The sequence below is a fragment of the Enterococcus sp. AZ140 genome (genome assembly GCF_051714405.1).
GTDB classification, from domain to species: domain Bacteria; phylum Bacillota; class Bacilli; order Lactobacillales; family Enterococcaceae; genus Enterococcus_B; species Enterococcus_B pernyi.
This window is the reverse complement of sequence record NZ_JBIORU010000001.1, coordinates 291,977-315,762: the sequence shown is the minus strand read 5'-3', so window position 1 is coordinate 315,762 and position 23,786 is coordinate 291,977. Positions and strand designations below refer to the sequence as shown.

Genomic DNA, 23,786 nt, shown 5'->3' with positions numbered 1-23,786 from the left:
TATTTAAAACGATTGAAGTGGTTTTTATTATTTCATAAAAACTAAGCTAATAGATCAAATAAAATAACTGATAAAATTAATTTTACATCTTCTTTATATTTTTATTTTAATATAATAATCAATTGAAAAATAAAACATATCATAAAACGTCGTTTTGGTTTCATAATCGTTAAAATAACATTAAAAAAAGACCGTCATTTATTGACAGTCAATCGTGATTTCGTTATATTTTTCATAATTTTGACAAATTATTTAATAAAGATTTTTTTTTGTAAAAAGCACTACAAACTACTTATCGAAAAGTAGTTTGTAGTGCTGCTTCTACCTCTCTCATCTGTTCTACAAATTTCAAATAACTTGATGAAACTTGTGGGATGAAAAAATGATATGTGAATATTTCTCCTCCTAGTCCGCTTAATACGCCTATTTTTTTATACCCATGATTTTCAGGAAGGGGATCAGAAGTAGGTTGTAGAAAGCCGCCTTTCATTATATCTGCTTGATCTGAATTCATTATATGAATATATGTGACTAACTGATTATAGTCATTTCTAGTATCAAGATGTTTTTTGTATTTTGTATCAATTGGTACATTGTTAAATGTAAAATCTGGATATCGTGGGGAACGGTTGGGATCTTGAAATAAATGCATTGTTGCTAACCCTTTATCTCTGCCATAATGTTTCCAACCAGTGACTTTTCCAATGTATTCTTCCCATAGCCAAGACACATCGATAATGATCCCATGTATCTGATTTTTATCACTTCCAAATCCTGATTTTTCTTCCGATAAAATTTGGATACAGATTTGTTGAAGAGCCGAATACTCCTCGTAATAACTATGTTTGACTGGATGAAGGATATTCTCTTGAAGGATATCAAATTGGTTTAATTTAGCATAATCATGTGTTGTTTGTTTGATTAGAACCACGTTTTCTTTCGTATCCTCATCTCCACTAAGTAAGAAATCATACTCATTTTGTATTCTTTCAATGGTATGACGAATAAGCTGGGTCAGACGATTATTGTAGCTGAACTCTCGTGTTCGATAAGCAACTTTTCCAACGAAAGGAACATTCGAACGGATGTGTTTTGCAACATCAATAGCTCCCTTGAGATTGGCATTATTGTATTCTCGTTTGACATATTCCTTGTATACCCCTTTACGCATTGCTTCATTCAGATAATAAGGAAAGAGAAATACCAACAAATCGTAGTATGTCATCTTTTCAGATGCACTAAAATGATCATTAATCACGTTGTAATTCAAAACACGCTGAAGCATATAACGTAAAAAGAAATCTTCACGATTCATTTGATTAGCGAATCTAGTATGAATTCTTAATTCATCTGTTGAATCTCTAAGGATACCTACGACATTACAAGTCCAAATTTTTCCATTTCTTGATTGAAATATCAAATTATCTTTACTTAGGTCCTTGGATTGATTTAACTTTTGCGGAAAGATAATAAAACTTTCTTTCTCTAAACTACTTAAGTCACGATTAACCAAGTTCGTAATGATTGGATGTTGCACAACTGAGTTATTAATTTCTTGATTATCGTGTAGAGGTTTCAGCTTCATCCGAATCACCGTCATTAGAGTATACCTTTCCTAGTATTTCTAATTTTTCTGTCGCCTTATGTTCACCACGAAAATAGTCTTTCAATAATGGATATAACTTAGTATCCCATAATTGTTCCATTGTCTCCTCACCATTATCGATACCTAAAAAGTAACTAGCACCAATTTGGTAATCAGTTGACATTCCACCTTTTTCCTTGGCAACGATAGCCTCATTTAAACGCGTCATAAGTTCTTTTGTTTTTTCTTGAGTCAGCATATTTTGTGCTGAATCTTCTGCTTTTATTTCTAAGAAAGTAAATCGCCGGCGCATAGCGAAATCAAAAGTGTCAACAGAACGGTCAATGTCGTTCATTGTCCCAATAATATAAACATTATTAGGAATATAGAATTTTTCTTCTGGATTTTCATGAAGGTTCGAATATTGTGTGTAAACACCTTCTTTATGCCCACGATACCCTGGATCAATTGAGAAAAATAATTCGCCAAAAATTTTGGAAATTTCGCCCCGATTAATTTCATCAATGATAAACACATAGTTTTGGTTATTCGTAGAATCTACCGTTGATGCCGTATAGTTTTTTAAGCCAAATTCTTCTTTTAAGTGTTTTACAATCGCTTTTCGATAAGCATCAAATCCACCTTTTGGCGTACCAGGCAATCCACGATAGACATTATAAATTTGGTCATGGTTTAGATAAGTATTAGTTTTAGCAGGATAAATACCTTGAATTTCATTTCTTTCATAGGCTAGAAGATTGCGTACTGGTTTACCTGTCAATGTTTTAAGTTTATTGTAGCCTTCTCCCTCTATACTAGCTTCCGTTACCGCATCAAAAAATTTAGCCCAAGCTTCTTCAAAATTATCTTGTTCATTTGCTTTCTTTGTTTTCTTTGCTTTTTCAACAAAGCTCTTAAAGCTTCCATCTTTCAAGGTGAAACTAACAACGCCATCATCGGATGTAGTTGGACGTAAACCTTCGACAAAATCAGTATAATCATAGCTAGGATGAAACTGGACAAATCCAATTCGACTCTTTTCATCTTCGCTCAATTCATTGATTTGTGTAGTTCTGCCATTTGAAACAACATCAGCTGCTATTTTTTGGGCAAGGAATGTTTTTCCTGTACCAGGAGCTCCTCGTAGAATTAGGTTTTTTGCCATTTCCAATTGATTAGAATAATGGCTTTGGTAAGTATTCATCCTTCTAGCACCTTCTTTAGAATGTGATGAAAGTTTAGCGTTATCTATTACTACATTTCTATAACTCCAAAGAATACTACTCAACAATTCTCCATCTAGTTCAGGATGTTTATTTGAGAGCATAGTAGTAATATCAAAGTTTCGTTTATATGCACCACCATTTTGTTCTGATGAGACAAGCTTTTCCCAAACTTCCTTCTTATCCTTATTCATATTGATACCAGAAAAAATCGGACCATTTGAGTAAGCACATAATAATTTCATTACCATAGCTGGTTTACTATAAAAGGTATTATTATAGGTAAACGCATCATCATCAAAAGATCTTGCTATTCCTGCTTTTATTATTGTGATTAAATCTTTTTTTAACTTGACAAATTTATCATCAAGAACATTCGCCAAAATAATTTCCTTATTCTGATCACAATATGCTTGATTTTTTTTACTCCAATAAATACCAAATTTCCCCGCATTTCCACCTTTGATTCCAAGGTAGAGCTTCGCATATTTTCCATGCTCTAATTCATAACATAGTGATTTGTTTTGAGGTCCTTTCCCACTAACATATTCATCAAGGGTCATCGTGCTAAGTCTTTCAAGTGGCCATTCATTGAGGAATTCATTTGCTAACACATCATTCTTCTTTTTCCATGATTCGGCGTTTTTCAATAATTCTTCTTTATTCTCAAGATACCATTTAGAGAAATTATCTAAATTTACTTCTCCAAGCAAGTTATTCTGTTGTGTCAATGCACTCACCTCATCATCATTAACTTCTCTTTAGTTTAATTTATTACCTTTTTTAGTTGAAATTTTAACAACTTTCATAATAGTATCTACTTATTGACATCCATTTTCTTTCACTCTTTCCTTTTACCTCAACTCATTCTCAAGAGGAATCAACTCATCATCTAACATTTTACGCCATGCTCGCTTCATTTCCTGTAGATATTTATATTTATTTGTTTCGGGATGATTGGCTTTATATCCTTCGTAATCCTTACTGTTGATAATTGCTTTCATATTAGGAATTGGATCTTCACCTGGCAGATATTGCAGATTAGAAGCATGTAATTCTTTCTCAGAAACAAACCACTCATTGGAAAAGGCATGAATCAAATCATCACTTGCTTGTGTAAAATAGCGACGTTTAATGACAAAGATATCTTCATTACTATCTAAAGTCCCCACATCAAATGCATTTAAAATTTGTCGGTAAACTTCTTTGACTCCTTCTGTTTTATTCAATTTAGCCAAAGCTTTTTCAATTTCTTCTCGTGCATCTGAACTATTCGCAGCATAAGTTCCTAGTAATTGATCAATATAAGTAGAATCAATATCATACAACTTAGTGGTATTTTCACTATAAAATTCGATCGTTGAAAAATCTTCTCCCTCTTTTTCTGGTTCTTCCTCTATTAATGAACCCTTCACGGTCTCGTACACGCCAATTTGTTCTTCCAAAAGTTGAATTTGATTGTTCAAGGTTGAAGATTTCACCATGTCATCATTGTAATCGTCATAAGTCACTAACGATTCATACGCACGATTCAATTCTTGGAATGCTTTGACGTACTCGATACGGATTTCAAGTGGCGTATGTTCATCAATGGATTCCATTGATGAAACCTCCTTTAACTTACCATATGCTTGCTTGAATCTTTTTTTGGATTCCTGATAACTTGGATAAATCAAACCCGATTCTTCTTTTGCTTCTGAATACAGCTTTGTCGCATCCTCGACATTCTTCTCCATTGTCGCTGGCTTTCGGAAAGTAACAATTAGTCCTTTTGTTTTTTCTGGATACGTACGGTTCGTACGTGAAAAGGCTTGGATCAATCCTGCATACTCTAGATTACGATCCACAAATAGGGTTTGAATCGTAGGGGCGTCAAAACCTGTCAATAGACGATCCACTACGATCACTAAATCAATTTGTTTCCCAAATTGTTTGAATTCCGCTCTTTTTCGTGCCAAACGATTATTGATGTCTCCGTTATAACGCTCAATGTCTGCTAATGACCAGGCAGTATCATAATACTGATTATATTCCTCAATAATTTTTTGCATTTCTTCTTGTTGGGCACTTGAATCTCGGCTATTTTCTTCTAATGAATAGGTAATAGCGATCCTTGGGAAATCAGGATCCTCCATCGTTCGTCCTTCACGAATGGGCTGATTGGGAAACTCTTTTGTTAACCAATCAGGCTCTTTCGTCATCTCTTTGATGGCCCGATAATACTTTTTGGCCATGTCAATGGAACTCGTGGTTAAGATTGCAGATTTCGTTGGCCTGCCATTTCGAAAATCAAATTTTGTATAGGCATTATCTGGACGGAACATTTTATGAATGACTTTTTGGATATGTTCATCTGCTTCAAAAACAGCTGGGTCCAAATAACTTTCTTTTTTGACAGGCTCCATTTGATCGATCATACGATTGATCTGTTCTGATGAATACTCTGCATATGTTTCTACTTCTTTTAATTTCCGATAGATTTTATTCTCTAATGAAGTCGGCTCAACGGTATTTTCATGCTCTACTTGAAATCCTAAGACAGAGCCATCTTCTAGTGCATTCTTGATGGTATAGGTGTGCAAGACTTCCCCATACTGATCATGGGTCGTACGTGCCAATTGCCCTTTGGCTTGTTTCCGATTCTCAGGGAAAATCGGTGTACCTGTAAAGCCAAACCAAGTGGATTTCGGAAACATTTTTTTGATTTCTTCCATATTTTCAGCACTTAACGCTCGATGACACTCATCTACTACAAACACGATATGTTGCCCCATTAATTTTTGGAAGCGATTGGTTCCTTTTTTCTCTTCTTGTTTCTTTGCATATTTCAATGCCGCATCTAGCTTTTGACGGGTTGTAATGATCACAACATTTGCATTAGCATCTGCCAACAGAGTTTCACTTAACTCTTTGGCACTTCCTGTTCCAACGATCAAGCTATTCGCTTTGGCATTACCAGAAGAAATCCCAGTATTAAATTCGGAAGCAAATTTTGTAAATTCCGTTGTCGTTTGATTATCTAAATCTTTGCGGTCCACTAACATAATCGTCCGATCGATCCCCGATTTTCGTGCTAAAAGCTTAGTAGATACAAAACTAGTCAGCGTCTTTCCTGAACCTGTCGCATGCCACACATACCCTGATTGATGTTTATTTGCGGCAATAAACAAGGCTTGAATCGCATGCACTTGATAAGGATGTAACACCATCAAGGTTTTATTGTCTTGATCTTCACTGACGATTGTATAATCCGCAATCAAACGATGAGCATCCGGGATATTTAACACTTGTTTACAAAACTCATATAAGTTTTCTACCTTTTTATTGTCTTTCGTTCGCCAACTAAATAAAAACTTAGGATGCAAATCCTTCGGTAAGGCATTTGCAAAATACCGGGTCGTTTGTTCATTAGAAACCACAAACAACTGTAAGGTCGAAAAGATATTGTTCCGAAACATGCCTTCTTCTGCATATTTTTTGATTTGATTAAACGCCTGATAAACACCATCTTTTGCGGTTACTTGTTTCAACTCGATTTGGACAATCGGTAAGCCATTGATCAATAAGGTGACGTCAAAACGTCGATCCCGTGCGTCTATATTCCTTCCACGTTTTGCAATTTGATGGACCACTTCATAAGTAGAGATTCCTCCACCAATGTCTTGATTGGAATAAAGGATAAGTGAGACAGAACCCAATTGTGGATCTTCTCGTTCAATCGTGATCCGAGCCATTCCATTTTCACCTTTTAACCATTTCGCAGCATCAAAGGGGGTTTTCGTTCGCAGCAGTAATTCCGTTTTGATCGTTTCAAATTCTTTATCGGTCAAAGGAGAATCATTCAGTTCTGCTTGATTATTTGACATGATTTTTTGGCGTAAATTGCTCCAAAGATCTTCTTCTGATTTTAGATCCGGACGATACGTCCACTGATTATGCCCTTCTCCAAGTACACGAATCAACTGTTCTTCGACTTCCGCTTCCTCACGATGACTAATTTTCATTTATCTTCCCTCCTAAACAAACATCTTTTGCAAGAAGCCTTTTTTCGTTTCTTTTAGTAAATCTAACTTACGTTGATGAAGAGCAATCGTGTCGTCGAGTTGTTTGAAGAAGTTACCGATTTTTTGTTGTTCATTTATATCCGGTGGAAACTGAAATGTCCTTTGTTCTATACCACCTTTAGTCACATGTACCATTGTCGTTCCGTTAGTTGATTCTTTAATTTTCTCTTTATCAGTCAATAGCCAAGTATATAGATACTGTTTGTCCAATTCCTTAGATAAAAATTTAAGTTTCCAAATATGATAATGGTAGATTACACGTTCTTCATTCCACATTTCAGGACCGAAGCTTGTTGCCCATAAATATAAGAGATCTCCTTTATTAGCATACTTGTCTTCCTCTAATTCTAAGTTTGAATAATACCATCTATCATTAGTATTAAAATTACCTACTCTTAAAACCCTATATTTTCCAGAATCAAGTAATTCTTGTTGTTTAAAAGCTCTACCATTCAAAAAAACTACCACTTCCCCCAACTTCCGATCTTCCCAATCTCCCGTAAATCCTGGAAAACGAACTTCTGGCACTTTTGCTCCGTTTTCAGGGAACATTTTTTGTAAGAATCCTTTTTTGGTTTCCTTTAATAAATCTAGCTTACGTTGTTGAAGATCGATAGCATTTGATAGAACCTCAAAAAATTGTCCTATTTTTTCTTGTTCTTCACGTGAAGGATAAGGAATTGGCATTTTAACAAATACAGAATCCCTTATAGCAAACCTATCCGCACGAGCACCTGAATCACCATTTAATTTCATAAATTTGTGCCAGTATGAAGTAGAAAAATAGGTTTCTAAATACTGATTGTCTATATTGTTTGTTGAAAAAACATAATAAAGTGGTGACATTACACCAGTTCTACCTAATTTATTTCTTTTAATTGGACCAACAGGAGCAAAATTGGAGATTCGTGGGTTATAAACAAAGTCATTTGGTTTAACCACATAATATCCATCAATATTATTCTTATTTGATATTTCTTTATCAAAAAAATCATTTTGGGATATAATTCCAAATTCTGCCGAGTTGGTTAGGGTTTCTGTAAATTCTCTATCTTTATTTTTGGTTTGTACTTTTGTCGATATATCACTTAACTCTCGCTGTTCCCAATCTTCCGTAAATCCTGGGAAACGAATTTCTGGTTGTGTATCATTGTTCATGTTTGAACACCTCCAGCGCACCTTGTAACCACGCTTCATTTTCAGGTGTTGTTTGCAGGGAAGAGATAGCTTCTAAAAGTTCTTTTTCTAACACTTGCTGTTCTTGTCGTATCTTCTTGATGTCATTTCCGACATGAACCATATCAATTGGTTCTTCTTCTTCAAACGTATCTACATAGCGTGGGATATTTAAGTTATAGTCATTTTCTTTGATTTCATCAAAGGTTGCCAAATGAGCGTATTTCTCAACATCTTTTCTTTCAGCGTAGGTTTCGAGAATTTTTTGAATGTTTTCTTCCGATAGTTTATTTTGATTTTTCCCTTTAACAAATTCACGACTAGCATCAATGAATAATACGTCTCGAGTTTGACGATTCTTCTTCAATACAATCACCGTCGTTGGAATCGATGTACCAAAGAACAAGTTCGCAGACATACCAATCACAGCATAAATACCGCCGTCTTCTAATAATTTTTGACGAATGACCCCTTCTGCAGCGCCACGGAATAAAACTCCGTGTGGCAAGACGATGGCCATAGTCCCTGTTTCCTTCAAATGATAGAAACCATGAAGAAGAAACGCAAAATCTGCTTTGGATTTTGGCGCTAATTTCCCATAACGATTAAACCGAGAATCGTCCAAGAGAGTCGTATCTGCTGACCAATTAGCCGAATAAGGTGGGTTCATCACTACTGCATCAAATGTGTAAGGCTCATCTGTTGGCCAGTCCTTATTCAACGTATCCCCATTGCGGAGATTCATTTCTTCGGCGTCGACACCATGTAAAATCAAGTTCATTTTTGCTAGATTGTATGTCGTTGTATTCAATTCTTGCCCATGATATTTAACGTTATCTGGGTGTGTTAAGTAGTTACGTACGTTTAACATCAATGAACCTGAGCCCATCGTTGGATCAAAAACACTAAAGAATCGTCGTTCTTTTTGATCCAACGTCACGATTTGTGCCATCATATCAGAAACCATATGAGGCGTGTAAAATTCTCCGGCTTTCTTCCCTGCTTCTGAAGCAAATTGACTGATCAGAAATTCATAAGCATCCCCGATCACGTCCCCATCGTGACCTAAAACTTCCACGTCATTCAATTTCTTAATGACTTCGGTAATCGTCACATTTCGTTGTTGCTCATCTGTTCCTAGTTTTTTTGATTGGAGATCCACATCATCAAATAACCCATTAAATTGATTGTAGGTAGAGGACAATTGCACAAAGGCTTTGTTTAAATCATTCAACTGGAACGTTGCTTGTTTTGCTTGATCGGCTAAGACGTTGAAAAGATACTCTGGCGCAATCGCATACCCCAAAATATCAACGATTGTGGCAATCAGATCTTCTTTTGATTCTTCATCTGAAAGTAATTCACGATACAACATTGTTTGTTTGCTTACCGTGTCATATTCCTCTAAGGATTCATCTGCTAAAAGAACCACTTGTTCCAACAAACGGTCGGATAAATATTTATAGAAAATCAACCCCAATAAATAATTTTTATATTCTGACGCATCCATTTTGCTACGGAGATTATCTGCCGCACTAAATAATTTTTGATTTAATTCTGCACCCAAAAAGATACACTCCTATCTCTTATTTAAAGTTGCTATATACCCTCTTATTTTAGCATACTCAGTTTTAGAAAAAGCAAAAAAAGAAAGAATCTTATTCTTGATAACAAGCTACGTGACGTATATACCTAACACAAAAATAGCCATATCCTTTAGTTTGGATACGGCTATTTGATATTACTCATTTAATTGTCAAATCACAGTAGGTGTGAATCTTATCGGAATCGGCAATATCTCCTTCTGATTAGGATCAAAGGTGATTTGCTCAATAAAGGTACGATACAAAGCTTTAACTTACTTCTTCTCACTCTGGGTAAGAAAGCAATCCAAACTAGTCAATATCCGTTGGACAGCTTTGACTTGAATCGGTTCCCCTTGTTGCTGAAAGATCCCTAAGATTTCATTTTCTCGAATTTGTAACTGTCTTCGTTTTTCAGTCAATTCATTTAAACGAGCTTTTACCATCGGAAATAGTTCGGGACTATCTTCCAAAGCAGCTTCCTATTTTTGCTCTAATAGTTAGATTTTACGTACCATTTTCTTCGTTTATTTTCCTTCGATTGCTGATTTTGATGTGGTCTAAAGGAAATTTATATTTATTGTATTCTTTATAACTTCAAGAGAAATTTGTTTGAGTATTACTGTATTTTTTTAATTCCATAAGAAAATTAGTTATTACCTGCCACCTAATCAGCAAATCTGAACCTGAGTCAATAAAATTAATATTATTTTCCATCTCCAACATTGTAAGTACTGTTGGTGTTAATATAGGGACTTTGTACAATTGTATTTTTTTGATTTTATCATCTGCACAAAGGAGATTTTTTAAATCTAATCCTTCTTTTATTTCAAAAGTAGAATTTTTTAAATCTATAAGAGTAAAACCAATTCCTTCATACTGAATTTCTGAAAATCTAATTTTTCTCCCAGTTGATAGATCAAGGGGCATAAAACCTTTTATTACATTGTGAGTTTCACCATCATTTATAATGTCATTAGGAATTTTGATTTTAGAATTCTGTGGAGCACCTATTGGAAAATAATAATTCATTATAATTTTGTAGTCTTCATGAGGAAATAAAGTACTTTTAGGATTGCTAAGATATTCTCGTACCGAATCTAAGAATGGCTTATCCATTGAATCTTCATCCCCATTTAAACTAAAAAACATTGCCACAATTGCTTTTGCAACTCTAAGTGAATTCATTTTCTTTATTGAATGTGTTAAATCAGACTTACCATTCTTTAAACTTGTATTGTTATAAAGGAAATTTTTATTGTCTTCTGCAAATTTAATATATTCCTCAACATACTCACTACCAAAAAAACTATTACATTTACTACATAACGTATAATAAACATTTCCTTGAGGTTTCCTTTTAATCCCCTTAGGAAAATCACCTTTTGTAAAGTCGCCCCTAAGGAAATCATCTAAATTACCAGTTCTGGTCTTTTTACCTCCATTATTCCCTGATTTTTTAGGTGGTACATGTTCTTTAGTAAGTTCAGTGTATTTTTCACATAAAATACACTTACCCATCTTTTTCATATTTATCCCCACTCTTTTTAATTCTTATATACAATTATATTTCAAATTTTTATTAATAAATATCCCTATTTATGATACGGCGCCCCCGTATTGATTCGAAACGCGCGATAAATTTGTTCAACGAGGATCAGGCGCATCAGTTGATGCGGATAGGTCATTTTGCCGAAGGAGATTTGGGCATTGCTGCGTTGCATGACGTCATCGCTTAATCCTAATGAGCCACCGATGACAAAGACGAGCTGGCTTTTTCCTTGGATGCCTAATTGATCGATTTGCTTTGCAAAGGCTTCACTAGTAGGATTTTCGCCTTGGATCGCTAAAGCGTAGACAAATTCATGATCTTTGATTTTTCCGAGTATACGCTCGCCTTCTTTTTCTTTGACTTGGCGCATTTGGGCTTCGCTAAGATTTTCTGGTGCTTTTTCGTCAGGTACTTCTATTAGTTCGATTTTCCCGTAGGCTTTAAGTCGCTTAACGTACTCATTGATTCCTTGAATCAGATATTTCTCTTTTAATTTTCCTACTGAGATGATTTTTATATTCATAATTATTTCCTTTCCTCATTCTTCCATGTCGATTTATTCCTTCCTTATTATAATTGAGGATGCTTATTCAAGAAAGTGATTTAAAAAAGTTTTCCCACATAGTTATACACATCTTCCACAGGTTTATCCACAGTTTATCGTGGTTTTATTGCTTATTTCATAAGTATTTCTTAAGCAAACATATGTTTCGCACAGATTTTTCCACTTTTTCCACAAGTTGTTGATAACTTTTATGAGCATTTATACGCATTTTTTACAAATACTTTTCCACAATTGCTGTGTATAAGTTTGTATTTAATTTTTTCATCTGAAAACAATTATTTTTCCTAATGTTTTTCATAAAAAGTTCACAGTCTGGAAGTAGACTAAATTTAGTAAATAAGTCTATACTTAACTTATCTAGAAAATAATAAATGGAGGCAGATCACATGGACAGAAGAGATGTGACACCAAAAATGAAAAAAAGAAAATCTAATGGCATTTGGCGAAAGCTAGGTCTTGGCGTAGTTGGTGGCGTGATTGGCGGATTACTGACTTTCGGTATTTTTTATGCAGCAACTGGAGGTGGTAACTCAGTAACGACTTCTTCTAGCAGTGGGACACAAAATGCATCAGGCGAAACAGTTGTCGAAAATGTAAAAGTCAATGTAGATTCAGATATCACTTCTGCAGTGGATAAAGTGCAAGGAGCAGTTGTTTCTGTTATCAACCTACAAAAACAAAGTTCATCATCTGACCCGTTTGGTTCATTATTTGGCCAACAACAAGAAAGTAGTGGTGAAGATGGCGAATTGCAAGCTTACAGTGAAGGTAGCGGTGTGATTTATAAAAAAGAGGGCGATTCCGCTTATATCGTGACGAATAATCACGTTGTCGATGGACAACAAGGACTAGAAGTTTTACTAAAAGATGGAACAAAAGTGAAAGCAGAATTAGTCGGTACAGATGCTTATACTGATTTAGCTGTTTTAAAAATCAGTGCTGACAAAGTCGATACTGTTGCTTCATTTGGCGACTCTGCTTCATTGAAAGTCGGCGAACCTGCGATTGCGATTGGTTCTCCTCTAGGTTCTCAATACGCAAACTCGGTGACATCAGGAATTGTTTCTTCCTTGAATCGTCAAGTGACAAGTACAAATGAATCTAATGAGACAGTGAATATCAATGCTATCCAAACAGATGCAGCGATCAACCCGGGGAACTCTGGTGGTCCACTAGTTAATATCGAAGGCCAAGTCATTGGTATCAATTCAAGTAAAATTGCATCGACTTCTGATTCTTCAAGTGTAAGTGTTGAAGGAATGGGCTTTGCGATTCCAAGTAATGATGTCGTAAATATCATCAATCAACTTGAAAAAGATGGAAAAGTAACACGCCCTGCACTGGGTATCACAATGACCGATCTTTCCGCCGTTTCTACACAACAACAGGAACAGATCTTGAAATTACCATCTTCTGTAACAAATGGCGTGATCATTCGTTCGGTTCAACCAGCAACGCCTGCGGAAAAAGCTGGCTTAGAACAATATGATGTCATCACAAAAATCGATGATACAGAAGTCTCATCTGGTGTTGAATTACAGTCTGTGCTTTATGGTAAAAAAGTTGGTGACACTGTGAAGATCACTTATTACCGTGGCGAAGAAGAAAAAACTGTAGATATCAAATTGACAATTGATAATACTGCATTAAATCAAGGAAATTCAAATAGTTCCAATGGCTCAAATAATTAATAAAAAAACGGCTACCTCAATGGAGGTAGTCGTTTTTTTATTCATGCTAGTTTTTGAATGCTTCGCCAACTATCGCATCTTCAGGTAAAACTAAGATGCCTTTTTTCTCTGGGGCGTTAGGTACGTGAAGTTCCTTTGCAGAGCAAATCATGCCGTCACTTTTGACCCCTCTTAATTCTCCAGGCCAAATCATCATACCGTCTGGCATCATTGCACCAGGTTTGGCAACGACTACTTTTTGACCTGCTTCGATATTTGGTGCACCACAAACGATTTGTAAAACTTCGCCACCATCTACTTCAGTTTCAGTTACAGATAAATGATCTGAATCTGGATGAGGTTCACAAGTTTTGACATAACCGACAACGATTTTCGGTTGGTTGTCTTTTTCGAGTGTTTCTTCAAAGCCAGCTTCCTTGATCAAACGGTTCAATTCAGCTAGTTGTTCTTCTGAGATTGTTACTTGGCCATTGCCTTCAATTGTTAGATGATCTGAGATATGGAAAAAGTTCCATGCAACGATTTGGCCAGATTCATCTTTGATCTGCGCAACATTCCATTTGCGAATAGCGGTATTTTCCGTCCCTTTATCGTCGGCTACGATCACCATTAGTGTGTCGCCCACATGTGCGCGATTATAAGCAAAAATCATTTTGTTTCCTCCAATATCATTTGTTGAAGTTGTTTTTTATTTATGGCAACTGAATACATCGTACTTTCGGGAAACCCAACATAGTCCAGCGCCAAACTCTCTTGCTTTATCTTAACAAAAAAAGGCGGTTCTTGCATGATAAATTCTCTTAGAAAAGCTTGCCGGAATAAAAAGAAAGCACGGATCTCAAAAAAAGACGAGGAAACGAAATGCACCATCTTTCGTTTCCTCGTCTTTTTTGTTCAAGGATCTGCCTATTGAATCAAAAACTAGGCTTCTCTCGGTTCTGAAACGACTAAGACATCACACGGAGCTTGTCGAATCACATAGCTTGCCACACTACCAGTCATAAAACGTTCAACGGCATTTAACCCTGATTGACCAATCATAATCAAGTCGATTTGATATTTCTTTGGTAGTTTTACTGCCATAGATTCTCTGACCGAACCGTAAGCCACAATACCTTCTATTTTTTGGTAGTCAACGGATTTTCCGTAATTTTTACATTCTTCAATCAATTCTTTTGCTGATTCAGTCTGTTGATCGATCAAGGATTGGTCAATAGGCGTATACCCCATAAATTGATAAAATTGTTGGTCGATCACATTCGTCACATATACTGTGCCTTCATTTCTACGAGCTACCTCAACGGCTTTTTTGAATGCAGCAAACGCTTGCTCGCTTCCGTCAATTCCAACTAATATTTTCTTATATGCTTGTTCCATTTTTCCCACTCCTCTCGTTTCTCACTGCTGAATCGTTTTTGTTAAAAATTGTTCGATTTCTTCTTTTGTTTTACGATCTTTATTGACCAGACGACCTAGCTCTTTCCCATCTTTGATGACAATAAAACTTGGAATACCGAAAATATTCCATTCTGCTGCTAAGTCGATATACGCATCACGATCCATTTCGACAAATGTCCAATCTGAAAAGCGACGCTCGATCTCTGGCATTTGTGGTTTGATGAAGCGACAATCGCCACACCAATCGGCAGTAAAGAAAAAGATATGATTGCCTTTTTCAACATAACCGGCTACTTCTTCAAGACTTTTAGGAGTAATCATAGATTTACACTTCTTTCTTATTCTATATTCTACTTAAATTATACACCTTTACAAAAAACTGACCAAACTATATCTAAAAAATAAAAAACGAGCAAAAGCGGATAGCCTTCACTCGTTGATTACTTATTTTCCGTAAACGATCGTATTCACCGTTGATTTATCTAAGCCCTTCAATGTTTGGATCAACATTTCTCTGGCTGCTTCAAAGTCACGGATACTAAACATCGTTTGATGCGTATGGATATAGCGCCCAACCACACCGATAACGGTACTTGGGATTCCTTCATTTTGTGTATGAGCAGCACCCGCGTCGGTACCACCTTTTGATACAAAGTATTGATATGGAATATTGTTTGTTTCAGCAATATCTAGTAAATATTCACGTAAACGTGGCAACATGATCAATCCTGGATCTTGGATACGCATCAAGGTGCCTTCTCCTAGATGACCAAATGTACCTTTTTTCGTTACTGTATCATCTGCTGCAGAGCAGTCTACCGCAAAGAATAGATCAGGTTTGAATTTGTTCACTGAAGCTTTTGATCCACGTAACCCAACTTCTTCCTGGACGTTAGCGCCGGCGATCAGCGTATGACCTAATGTTTCTTTTTCTAGGGCTTCTAATGCTTCCAAGACCATCGTACAACCGTAACGGTTATCCCATGACTTACTGATAATATTTTTGCCGTTTGCTGTTTTGATCGTTTCTGCAAAAGGTACGATCGTATCTCCTGGTAGGACACCAAAACTCATTGCTTCTTCTTTTGATTCAAAACCAGCATCAAATAAAATATCTGTTACTTCGACTGACTTTTGACCGCTTGTACCACGTAATAAATGTGGTGGCACAGAAGAAGAAATACATGGGTAATTTTTCCCTGTTGATGTCTTCAATGTAAAGCGTTGAGCCGACACTACATAAGGATTCCAACCACCTAGCGGAACCACTTTGAACAATCCGTTATCTTGGATTTGTGTCAACATAAAACCAACTTCGTCCATGTGTGCTGCCACCATGACACGAGGGGCATCCGCTTCTTGGTGATGGCGCAATCCAAAGATTCCACCTAATCCATCTAATTGTAATTCATCAACTAGTGGCTCCATGTGTTGTTCCATGTACGCGCGGATATCTTGTTCAAAACCGCTTGTTCCTTGTAATTCTGTTAATTCTTTGATACGTTGAAATGTTTTTTCATCCATAATAATGATCGTCTATAATTCAGACTTGTCTCCTTTCAATCTCAGCTTTGATTTGTCTTAAAAAAATAGCATCTGGACAAATCTATCGTGATCATTATACCGTATTTTATTTCAAAACGGTTATTTATTTCAAAGAAAATCCGATAGTGTGGTAAAATAAAGCCAAAGAAACTTGTGTAATTGTAAAGGAGGGCAAGCAGTATGTATGAAGAAAGTGAACAGGCCTATTTCAAAGGTGGTTTAGCTGTCGGACTTGGTTTAGGATTATTAAGTGGCGTGGCAACTGCACTATGGTACAACCGTAACAAAACGATGTCCGCTGATGAAGTCTTAGCTACCATCAAAGAAGCCTTTTTAGACGAAGGTTCGATTGAAGGCTCCTGGATCTCTTTTGAGAAAGAACCGACACGTAAATTTGCAATCCATTCAAAAGCTTATCGTGGTGGGATTTCTCGCATAGAAGATGGGGAAGTCGTCTATTATGAATTTTTAGCAGATGCCTATACTGGTACTGTTTTAGATATTTCTAGAAAAAAAGGAACAGATGCTTGATTTCATTTTTAAAAGATTCTCTTAGAAATAGGCTTTCCTATGGATAAGAGCTTCTTTTTTTGCGTAAAAACTGGTATAAACGTACATGATAGGTTATGCTTAGTTTAAACTTTTTCAATTTATTTAGGAGAGTGAAAAATGAATCACACAGAAAAAATTGCTGTCCTGATTCCTTGTTATAATGAAGAAGCAACGATTCCCACAGTCATTGCCGACTTTAAACGAGAGTTACCAGAAGCAGATATTTATGTATACGACAATAACTCAACGGATAACACCTACGACTTAGCAGTTGCCGCGGGTGCTATTGTAAAAAAAGAACCTCGTCAAGGTAAAGGAAATGTCATACGTCAAATGTTTTTTGACATTGATGCTGATTATTATTTGATGGTAGACGGAGATGATACATATCCAGCCGAAGCCGTACATGGACTTTTAGAAAAATTACGTTCTGGCGAAGCTGATATGGTTATTGGCGACCGTCTTTCTAATGGCACTTACTTTGAAGAAAATAAACGCGCCTTCCATGATTTTGGCAATAATTTAGTTAAAAATACGATCACTCGTTTATATAAAACAAAAATAAGAGACGTGATGACTGGCTATCGTGGATTCAACCGTATTTTTGTTAAAAGCTTCCCAATCATGAGTGCGGGATTCCAAATCGAAACGGAATTGACCATACATGCCTTAGATAAAAAATTCAAATTAGTTGAGCTCCCTATTGATTACCGTGATCGCCCAGAAGGTAGCGAATCAAAATTGAATACCTTTTCTGATGGCTTCAAAGTCATTATGATGATTATTAAAATGTGTAAAGATTATAAACCTATCCTATTTTTCAATATCTGGACAGTCATTTTCTTTTTAGCTGGTCTGTTCACTGGGATTCCTGTCATTCGGGAATTTATGTTGACGAGCTTTATTACTAAAGTCCCTTCAGCCATATTAAGTACAGGATTGATGATCCTAGCTTTACTTTCACTAGTTACCGGTATGATTTTAGATACGGTCGTTACAAATGCAAAGAAAGAGTACGAACTGAACCTCTATCATGTTTATCATGAGTATCACCAAAATAAAAAAGAAGAGAGATGATTTTATGCAATCATCCCTCTTCTTTTTATCTTATCATTTATTTCTCTGATGCAATCGTCACAAACTTCACTTCGACATATTCCTCTACCCCAAAAGTTCCGTTCTCACGGCCAAATCCTGAATGTTTGACTCCCCCAAATGGCGTCGCAGAATTTGAGATGGCCGTGTCATTGACGCCTACCATGCCATATTGCAATTTATTGCTTACATTGTTGATCGTATGGATATTTGTCGCAAAGAAATACGATGCTAAACCAAAAATCGTATCATTGGCATCTTTGATTACTTGTTCTTCGTCTTCAAACGTAATAATTGGAATCACTGGTCCAAATGTTTCATTGTAGAAAATATCCATTTCCTTTTTCACACCATCTAATACTGTCGGTTCAAAGAAGAAGCCATTTGCATATTCTCCGTCCGTTAGACGATGACCGCCAGCCAAGATTTCTGCTCCTTTAGCTACTGCATCTTCTAGTTGTTCTTCAACTTTTTTTACGCCTTCTTCATTGATCAATGGCCCCGTAGTTGGATCGTCTAATCCATTTCCAACAGTCACTTCTCTGATTTTTTCCACAATCAATTTTGTTGCTTGTTCTTTGATTTCTTTATGGATAAAAATTCGATTTGGTGACGTACATACTTGTCCATTGTTGATAAATTTCGTTTTGATCAATGTATCGACTGCTAATTCTACATCAGCATCTGGAAAAATAATAAATGGCGCATGTCCACCTAGCTCCATGGAAACTTTTTTCAAGGTAGGTGCTGCTTGTTCATTTAGAATTTGTCCGACTTCTGTTGAGCCTGTGAATGTGATTTTTTGGATATCATCCGATTCAGATAAAATCTTCCCGATCGTTGAGGAATCACCCATGACGATATTTACAACGCCATCTGGAAAGCCAGCTTTGTGGAATAGTTCCATCAGCGCAAGTGCTGATAAAGGTGTTGATTTTGCTGGTTTTAAGATAACCGTACATCCTGCGGCGATTGCCGGTGAGATTTTACGAATGATCATATTAGAAGGAAAATTCCATGGTGTGATGGCACCGACGACACCGATTGGTTGTTTACGTGCTTGCCATTGTTTCCCTTCAGGTGAAGGAATGATTTCTCCCATGATTCGTTGGCCTTGTGCTGCATTCCAGCGAAGGTTCTCGACATTTGTTTGGATTTCTGCCGTCGCTTGAGCAAGCGGTTTTCCTTGTTCCATCGTCATGATTTTTGCTAAACGTTCACTGTCTTCTTCTACAAGATCAGCCATTTTATTCATTAATTTTGCTCGTTCGCTTGGTGCTGTTCTTGACCAATCTTCGAAAGCCTTGTTGGCAGCCTTGATTGCTTCTTTTGTCTCTTTTTCGCCACCTTGTTGAACGCTTGCTAATGTTTCACCAGTTGCTGGATTGACGACATCAACTGTTCCTTCAGAGCCTTCAAGCCATTTGCCATTAATATAAAGATGAGTTTCTACTTGCGGTAAATCATATTTCCCCATAGTTTTCCTCCTCTATTCTTAATTACATAACAACCGTAACACTAATAAAGTCAAAGCTCAAACCATCTGTTTAACATGACTTTGTCTGACTCAGCCTTACAAATTCAATTTTTTTATTCTTTTGAAGAATAAATTGCTCGTTCATTCAAAAGCTTTGTTACAATGAGGTAGATTACTAAAATGATTTTATCCTACGACTAAAGGAGTGTTTTTATGGGGCTATTTGATGGCTTGATGGGTAACGCTACCCAAAAAGATACAACCAATATCACAAGAGAAGTTCAAGAGATCCTGATTCCAATGGAACAGGTAGAGTTAGCGTTCAAATTAGTACGTGATTTGATTATTTTCACCGACCGTCGGATGATTATCGTCGATAAACAAGGAATGACTGGTAAAAAAAGCGAATATAAATCGATCCCTTACCGTTCGATTTCACGTTTTTCGATTGAAACAAGTGGGCATTTTGATTTAGATGCTGAATTGAAAATTTGGATCTCTAGCGCAGAACTACCCGCTGAATCGTTACAATTTAGAAAAGATAAGAATATCATCGCCGTACAACAGGCACTTGCAGCAGCTGTTTTATCTTAAACTTACGTTCATCGCAAAGAGCCTCCACATCCAAAACTTGAAGAATTTTGGTTGTGGAGGCTGATTTTACCTTGTTGACGCCTTCTGCAAAAACGCTTCTAGAGACTTAAAATTTTATAATACATAGCCTTCATTTTTTTGATCTTTTGCTCTTTTTTCTTTAAAGTCCATTTTTTCTAGTTTAAGTTTCTTCATATTTTTCTCTTTGATTTTATTGATTTCTGTAAAAGAACGTTGTTTGATACCCTCGATTTTTTGTCTTCTTTTCTCTTTTAACTTTTCTAGATCTTTTTCTTTCATCTCGCTCTCCTTTCTTTTGAAGAAGTTTGTTTTATAAGATTCACTGTAACCATACAAATCTAAAAAGTAACATCAATCAAATAGGATGGTGGGACGTCCAAGAATCTTCTATTCATATTCTAGATTTTTGAAAGTTTATCTCTCTTTATTTTTTTCGCTTTGCCTAATAGCCTGAGAATCACCACTGTGTAATACTTCTTTACTATCTTTAGTTACTTCTTTATTTCTGTCGACTTCATTTAATGCTTGCTCTTTAGCTGTTGCTAATTTACGCTTTTTTCTTTCTTTAAGCCCTTCGAATGTTTCGTGTTCCATCGTCATTCCTCCTTTAGTAATTATTCTATTGGATAAATGTCGAAAGAATGAACGAATTTTTTTTGAAAATAAAAAAATTATTTCCTCCACACTATAAAGTAAAAAATCCCACCTAGATAGTCGCTTGTGAACATTCAGCAGACTAACTGTATTATTGATTCATCACTTCACTCTTCAAACAAATAAAAATATACAAAAAACTGCATGTATCCACTTGATTCAGTGAATACATGCAACTATCTATTTTGCTATTATTTACTCATTCTATCAGCCTTGCTCTTTTTGAAGAAACTCTTTGAACCAATGAAAACTTTTTTTAGGTACACGTTTCATATCACGCAGATCATGATTTCCTCTATTGACATAGACCATCCCGTATCTCTTTTCCATATCACCTTTTGAGCTAGGTAGATCAATCAATCCCCAGCCAAGATAGCCTAGTACTTCACAGCCGTCAATGCGCATGGCATCTTGCATCGCTTTAATATGTTGTTCATGGTAATAAATTCGGTAGTCATCTTGAATAGGTGTATTGCCATCCCATGTTTCTTGCGTGCCTATCCCATTTTCAACAGGGAAAATCGGTAGATTGTATTTTTGATACATCTTGTTGATGATATCTCTAAAGCCAAGAGGATCAATTCCTAGATTCCACTCATTCATTGAAACAAATGGATTTTCCACTTCACCATAAGTCAAATAATAATTTGGCGCAATATCTACTGGAATGTTTTTATGGCTGATACTTCCGGTACAATAGTAACTGAATGCTAAATAATCGCTTGTTACTTTTCCAATCTCAGCAAGTTCTTCCTCTGTCATATCTACGTTCAAATGCTGTTTTTCAAACGCCAAAACTTGCTTCGAATAACCACGTCCACAAAAGGCATCCAAAAGATTCTGGTTGATAAATTCATCCCATTCTCTCGCAACCAATACATCTTTGGGATGATTAGTCGCAGGGTACATATTAGAATAGGCTAACATCCCACCAATTTGCCCATCTGTCGTTTCATGGATGTAGTTGGCGATTTTGGCATGTGCGACCATGATATTATGCGCAATTTGATGAATATTATCCGCTGTATCTTCCGTATTCAATGTTCCTCCATATAATAGTGCCAACGGTGTTGAATACAAATTTTGTTCATTGAAAGTTACCCAATATTTGACTTTGTTCTTGTAGCGATCTACCATTTTTTTTCCGTATTCCACAAAAGCATCTACGACATGTTTACTCATAAATCCATCGTAATTCTGCGCAAGATGAAGCGGCATATCAAAATGATAGAGACATAGCATCGGTTCAATATTCCGTTCTAACATCGCATCGATATAACGATCATAAAATAAGAGTCCTTCTTCATTGAATGCCCCATCACCTGTTGGATTGACACGCGACCAAGAAGTTTGGAAACGATAAAAGTTCATGCCCATTTCTTGCATCAAATCAAGATCTTCTTCATATCTATGATAGCGATCAATCCCATGTTTCCAATCTGAGGTAGTTTCAGTGGCTTCACGAACGTCATAAACAGACAACCCTTTTCCACCTTCGTTCCAAGCACCTTCAGTTTGCATACTTGAGGAGGAATCTCCCCAGAAAAATTTTTCCTTTACCATCTTATCATTCCAATCATCGTTCTATTTATAATTTGTCAATTTCCTTTAGCAATCGTTTAAGAAAGACTCATCTCAGCATTTGTACGAGCAACCCGTTCACTGATTTTTAAGAATGGCAGATAGAAGAAGACTAACGCGACGATAATGACTGCTTGAACAACAATTGCTCGCCAATCACCTGCTGTTGCTAAAAAGCCACTTAAAAACGGTGGTGTTGTCCAAGGAATGGTCACCACACAGCGATTGACTAGCTCCATTGATGTTGCTAAATAACCAATAGTCGTACCTACGATCGGTGATAATACAAAAGGAATGATCATCGGTAAATTGAAGACGATCGGTAATCCAAAAATCACAGGTTCATTGATGTTGAAAATATTAGGACCTAACGCCAACTTAGATAAATCTTTATATGCTTGATAGCGACTAAAAATCAATATTGCGATCACTAAAGCAATCGTTGAACCAGTTCCACCCATCAAAGCGCCATATACTTGGTGGAACGCTGAGTTGATGATGTGAGGAGCAGCTTCTCCATTCGCAGTAGCTGCCATATTCTCATTCATATTTACCATCAATAATGGATCTAGTATCGGACCGGTGATGACAGATTGATGGATACCGAAAGAAAATAGCAAGTTGCCAAAGCAAACTAAAAATAAGTAGCCAAAAAATGAAGTTCCTACACCACGTAATGGCTCTTGAATGAATTGTTCAATGATTCTCATAAAATCATTTCCTGTTAGTTGGATCAAAAATGAAGCAAAGGCAAACAATGAAACGACAATGATCAATGGGAACATCGTGTTAAAAGATTTTCCTACTGCTGGCGGTACACTATCTCCTAAATTGACTTGCAATTTCTTAGAACGTGTCAAACGAATGTATAGCTCTGTTGCCAATAATCCAGTAATGATGGCAGCAAAGACTCCTTTTGAACCAATATTCCCGTAACTGATGACCCCACTGATTTCCACAGCCGTTTCCCCATTGATCGGCATTGTCTCGATCATAGTTGGAAGCAACGTCAAAAATGCTGGAACAACAGCGATCACAACCCCAATTGGGTTATCATATTCTCTATTTTTTGACAAGAAATAGCCAATGGTGATCACAAGTATAATCCCAGTGATATTAAGGGTCGCGTTCGTAATGATCGATCCCCAGTTTTGCCAAGATGCCATTGTGTCCGCGCTGATCATATTTTGGAACCAACCTGACGGATCTAACACGACCGAATTAATTAAAATAGCAATACCTGCTAAAATGAATAAAGGCATGATAGTAGCAAACGAATCACGTAGTGTTCTCAAATAAATTTGATTGCCGATTTTTTGTGCTGTTAAAACAAATTTTCCCATCAAAGCTTCCCTTTTTTTCACATCCATTTATTTATGCCTCCTGAATTGTCTATAGTTGTATATCAATTTCTAATACAGAATATCACT

Annotated in this window: 20 protein-coding genes and 1 pseudogene; 4 read left to right on the top strand and 17 right to left on the bottom strand. The window is 36.3% G+C overall.

Going from position 1 to position 23,786, the window contains the following annotated elements:
- Positions 1 to 292 precede the first annotated feature (292 nt).
- From IGJ39_RS01515 to rlmH, 8 genes and pseudogenes are all read right to left on the bottom strand, one after another.
- Positions 293 to 1,585, bottom strand: a complete 1,293-nt coding sequence (locus tag IGJ39_RS01515; RefSeq protein WP_438765001.1) for a 5-methylcytosine restriction system specificity protein McrC — start codon at positions 1,583 to 1,585, stop codon at positions 293 to 295.
- The gene (locus tag IGJ39_RS01510) at positions 1,560 to 3,539 is read right to left on the bottom strand and encodes an McrB family protein (RefSeq protein WP_438764126.1); all 1,980 of its coding nucleotides are present in this window, start codon (positions 3,537 to 3,539) and stop codon (positions 1,560 to 1,562) included. The genes IGJ39_RS01515 and IGJ39_RS01510 overlap by 26 nt, the downstream gene beginning before the upstream one ends.
- Positions 3,540 to 3,662: 123 nt before the next feature.
- The gene (locus IGJ39_RS01505; RefSeq protein WP_438764125.1) at positions 3,663 to 6,812 is read right to left on the bottom strand and encodes a type I restriction endonuclease subunit R; all 3,150 of its coding nucleotides are present in this window, start codon (positions 6,810 to 6,812) and stop codon (positions 3,663 to 3,665) included.
- Between the two features lie 12 nt (positions 6,813 to 6,824).
- A complete protein-coding gene (locus tag IGJ39_RS01500) occupies positions 6,825 to 8,030 on the bottom strand; it encodes a restriction endonuclease subunit S (protein WP_438764124.1) in 1,206 nt (401 codons plus the stop codon).
- A complete protein-coding gene (locus IGJ39_RS01495; protein ID WP_438764123.1) occupies positions 8,020 to 9,615 on the bottom strand; it encodes a type I restriction-modification system subunit M in 1,596 nt (531 codons plus the stop codon). Before IGJ39_RS01495 ends, IGJ39_RS01500 begins: the two co-directional genes overlap by 11 nt.
- Before the next feature lie 177 nt (positions 9,616 to 9,792).
- Positions 9,793 to 10,113, bottom strand: a pseudogene (locus IGJ39_RS01490) (recombinase family protein); the annotation flags it as partial.
- Positions 10,114 to 10,228: 115 nt separating this feature from the next.
- Complete coding sequence (locus tag IGJ39_RS01485; protein WP_438764122.1) at positions 10,229 to 11,161, bottom strand: hypothetical protein; 933 nt, start codon at positions 11,159 to 11,161, stop codon at positions 10,229 to 10,231.
- A gap of 65 nt (positions 11,162 to 11,226) precedes the next feature.
- Positions 11,227 to 11,706, bottom strand: coding sequence for a 23S rRNA (pseudouridine(1915)-N(3))-methyltransferase RlmH (gene rlmH / locus IGJ39_RS01480; protein WP_108146139.1), 480 nt, complete (start codon positions 11,704 to 11,706; stop codon positions 11,227 to 11,229).
- Between the two features lie 428 nt (positions 11,707 to 12,134).
- Here rlmH and IGJ39_RS01475 point away from each other — a divergent pair, with 428 nt between their 5' ends.
- Complete coding sequence (locus IGJ39_RS01475; RefSeq protein WP_066025889.1) at positions 12,135 to 13,439, top strand: S1C family serine protease; 1,305 nt, start codon at positions 12,135 to 12,137, stop codon at positions 13,437 to 13,439.
- Between the two features lie 46 nt (positions 13,440 to 13,485).
- Here IGJ39_RS01475 and ytpR read toward each other — a convergent pair whose 3' ends face one another.
- The 4 genes from ytpR to pepA all read right to left on the bottom strand — a co-directional run bounded on the left by ytpR (position 13,486) and on the right by pepA (position 16,361).
- A complete protein-coding gene (ytpR, locus tag IGJ39_RS01470; RefSeq protein WP_010736525.1) occupies positions 13,486 to 14,091 on the bottom strand; it encodes a YtpR family tRNA-binding protein in 606 nt (201 codons plus the stop codon).
- A gap of 269 nt (positions 14,092 to 14,360) precedes the next feature.
- Complete coding sequence (locus IGJ39_RS01465) at positions 14,361 to 14,816, bottom strand: universal stress protein (RefSeq protein WP_019724277.1); 456 nt, start codon at positions 14,814 to 14,816, stop codon at positions 14,361 to 14,363.
- 21 nt (positions 14,817 to 14,837) lie between these two features.
- Positions 14,838 to 15,158 carry a thioredoxin family protein gene (locus IGJ39_RS01460; RefSeq protein ID WP_019724278.1) on the bottom strand — a complete coding sequence of 107 codons (321 nt, stop codon included), beginning with the start codon at positions 15,156 to 15,158 and terminating at the stop codon, positions 14,838 to 14,840.
- Positions 15,159 to 15,281: 123 nt separating this feature from the next.
- A complete protein-coding gene (pepA, locus tag IGJ39_RS01455) occupies positions 15,282 to 16,361 on the bottom strand; it encodes a glutamyl aminopeptidase (RefSeq protein ID WP_019724279.1) in 1,080 nt (359 codons plus the stop codon).
- Positions 16,362 to 16,562: 201 nt separating this feature from the next.
- Between pepA and IGJ39_RS01450 the strand changes: the two genes are divergently transcribed.
- Complete coding sequence (locus IGJ39_RS01450) at positions 16,563 to 16,913, top strand: PepSY domain-containing protein (protein ID WP_019724280.1); 351 nt, start codon at positions 16,563 to 16,565, stop codon at positions 16,911 to 16,913.
- A 138-nt stretch (positions 16,914 to 17,051) separates the two neighbouring features.
- Positions 17,052 to 18,011, top strand: a complete 960-nt coding sequence (locus IGJ39_RS01445) for a glycosyltransferase family 2 protein (protein WP_062805833.1) — start codon at positions 17,052 to 17,054, stop codon at positions 18,009 to 18,011.
- A 37-nt stretch (positions 18,012 to 18,048) separates the two neighbouring features.
- Here IGJ39_RS01445 and IGJ39_RS01440 read toward each other — a convergent pair whose 3' ends face one another.
- Positions 18,049 to 19,506, bottom strand: coding sequence for an NAD-dependent succinate-semialdehyde dehydrogenase (locus IGJ39_RS01440; RefSeq protein WP_169058532.1), 1,458 nt, complete (start codon positions 19,504 to 19,506; stop codon positions 18,049 to 18,051).
- 213 nt (positions 19,507 to 19,719) lie between these two features.
- Here IGJ39_RS01440 and IGJ39_RS01435 point away from each other — a divergent pair, with 213 nt between their 5' ends.
- Positions 19,720 to 20,100 (top strand): PH domain-containing protein, encoded by a 381-nt coding sequence (locus IGJ39_RS01435; RefSeq protein WP_010736533.1) that lies wholly within the window; start codon positions 19,720 to 19,722, stop codon positions 20,098 to 20,100.
- 114 nt (positions 20,101 to 20,214) lie between these two features.
- On the opposite strand, the gene IGJ39_RS01430 is transcribed toward IGJ39_RS01435, so the two are convergent.
- From IGJ39_RS01430 to IGJ39_RS01415, 4 genes are all read right to left on the bottom strand, one after another.
- Positions 20,215 to 20,400 carry a hypothetical protein gene (locus tag IGJ39_RS01430; RefSeq protein ID WP_108146136.1) on the bottom strand — a complete coding sequence of 62 codons (186 nt, stop codon included), beginning with the start codon at positions 20,398 to 20,400 and terminating at the stop codon, positions 20,215 to 20,217.
- Between the two features lie 135 nt (positions 20,401 to 20,535).
- Positions 20,536 to 20,715 (bottom strand): hypothetical protein, encoded by a 180-nt coding sequence (locus tag IGJ39_RS01425; protein WP_438764120.1) that lies wholly within the window; start codon positions 20,713 to 20,715, stop codon positions 20,536 to 20,538.
- Between the two features lie 267 nt (positions 20,716 to 20,982).
- Complete coding sequence (locus tag IGJ39_RS01420) at positions 20,983 to 22,338, bottom strand: glycoside hydrolase family 1 protein (RefSeq protein WP_438764119.1); 1,356 nt, start codon at positions 22,336 to 22,338, stop codon at positions 20,983 to 20,985.
- Between the two features lie 56 nt (positions 22,339 to 22,394).
- The gene (locus IGJ39_RS01415) at positions 22,395 to 23,726 is read right to left on the bottom strand and encodes a PTS sugar transporter subunit IIC (RefSeq protein ID WP_019723409.1); all 1,332 of its coding nucleotides are present in this window, start codon (positions 23,724 to 23,726) and stop codon (positions 22,395 to 22,397) included.
- Positions 23,727 to 23,786: the final 60 nt, after the last annotated feature.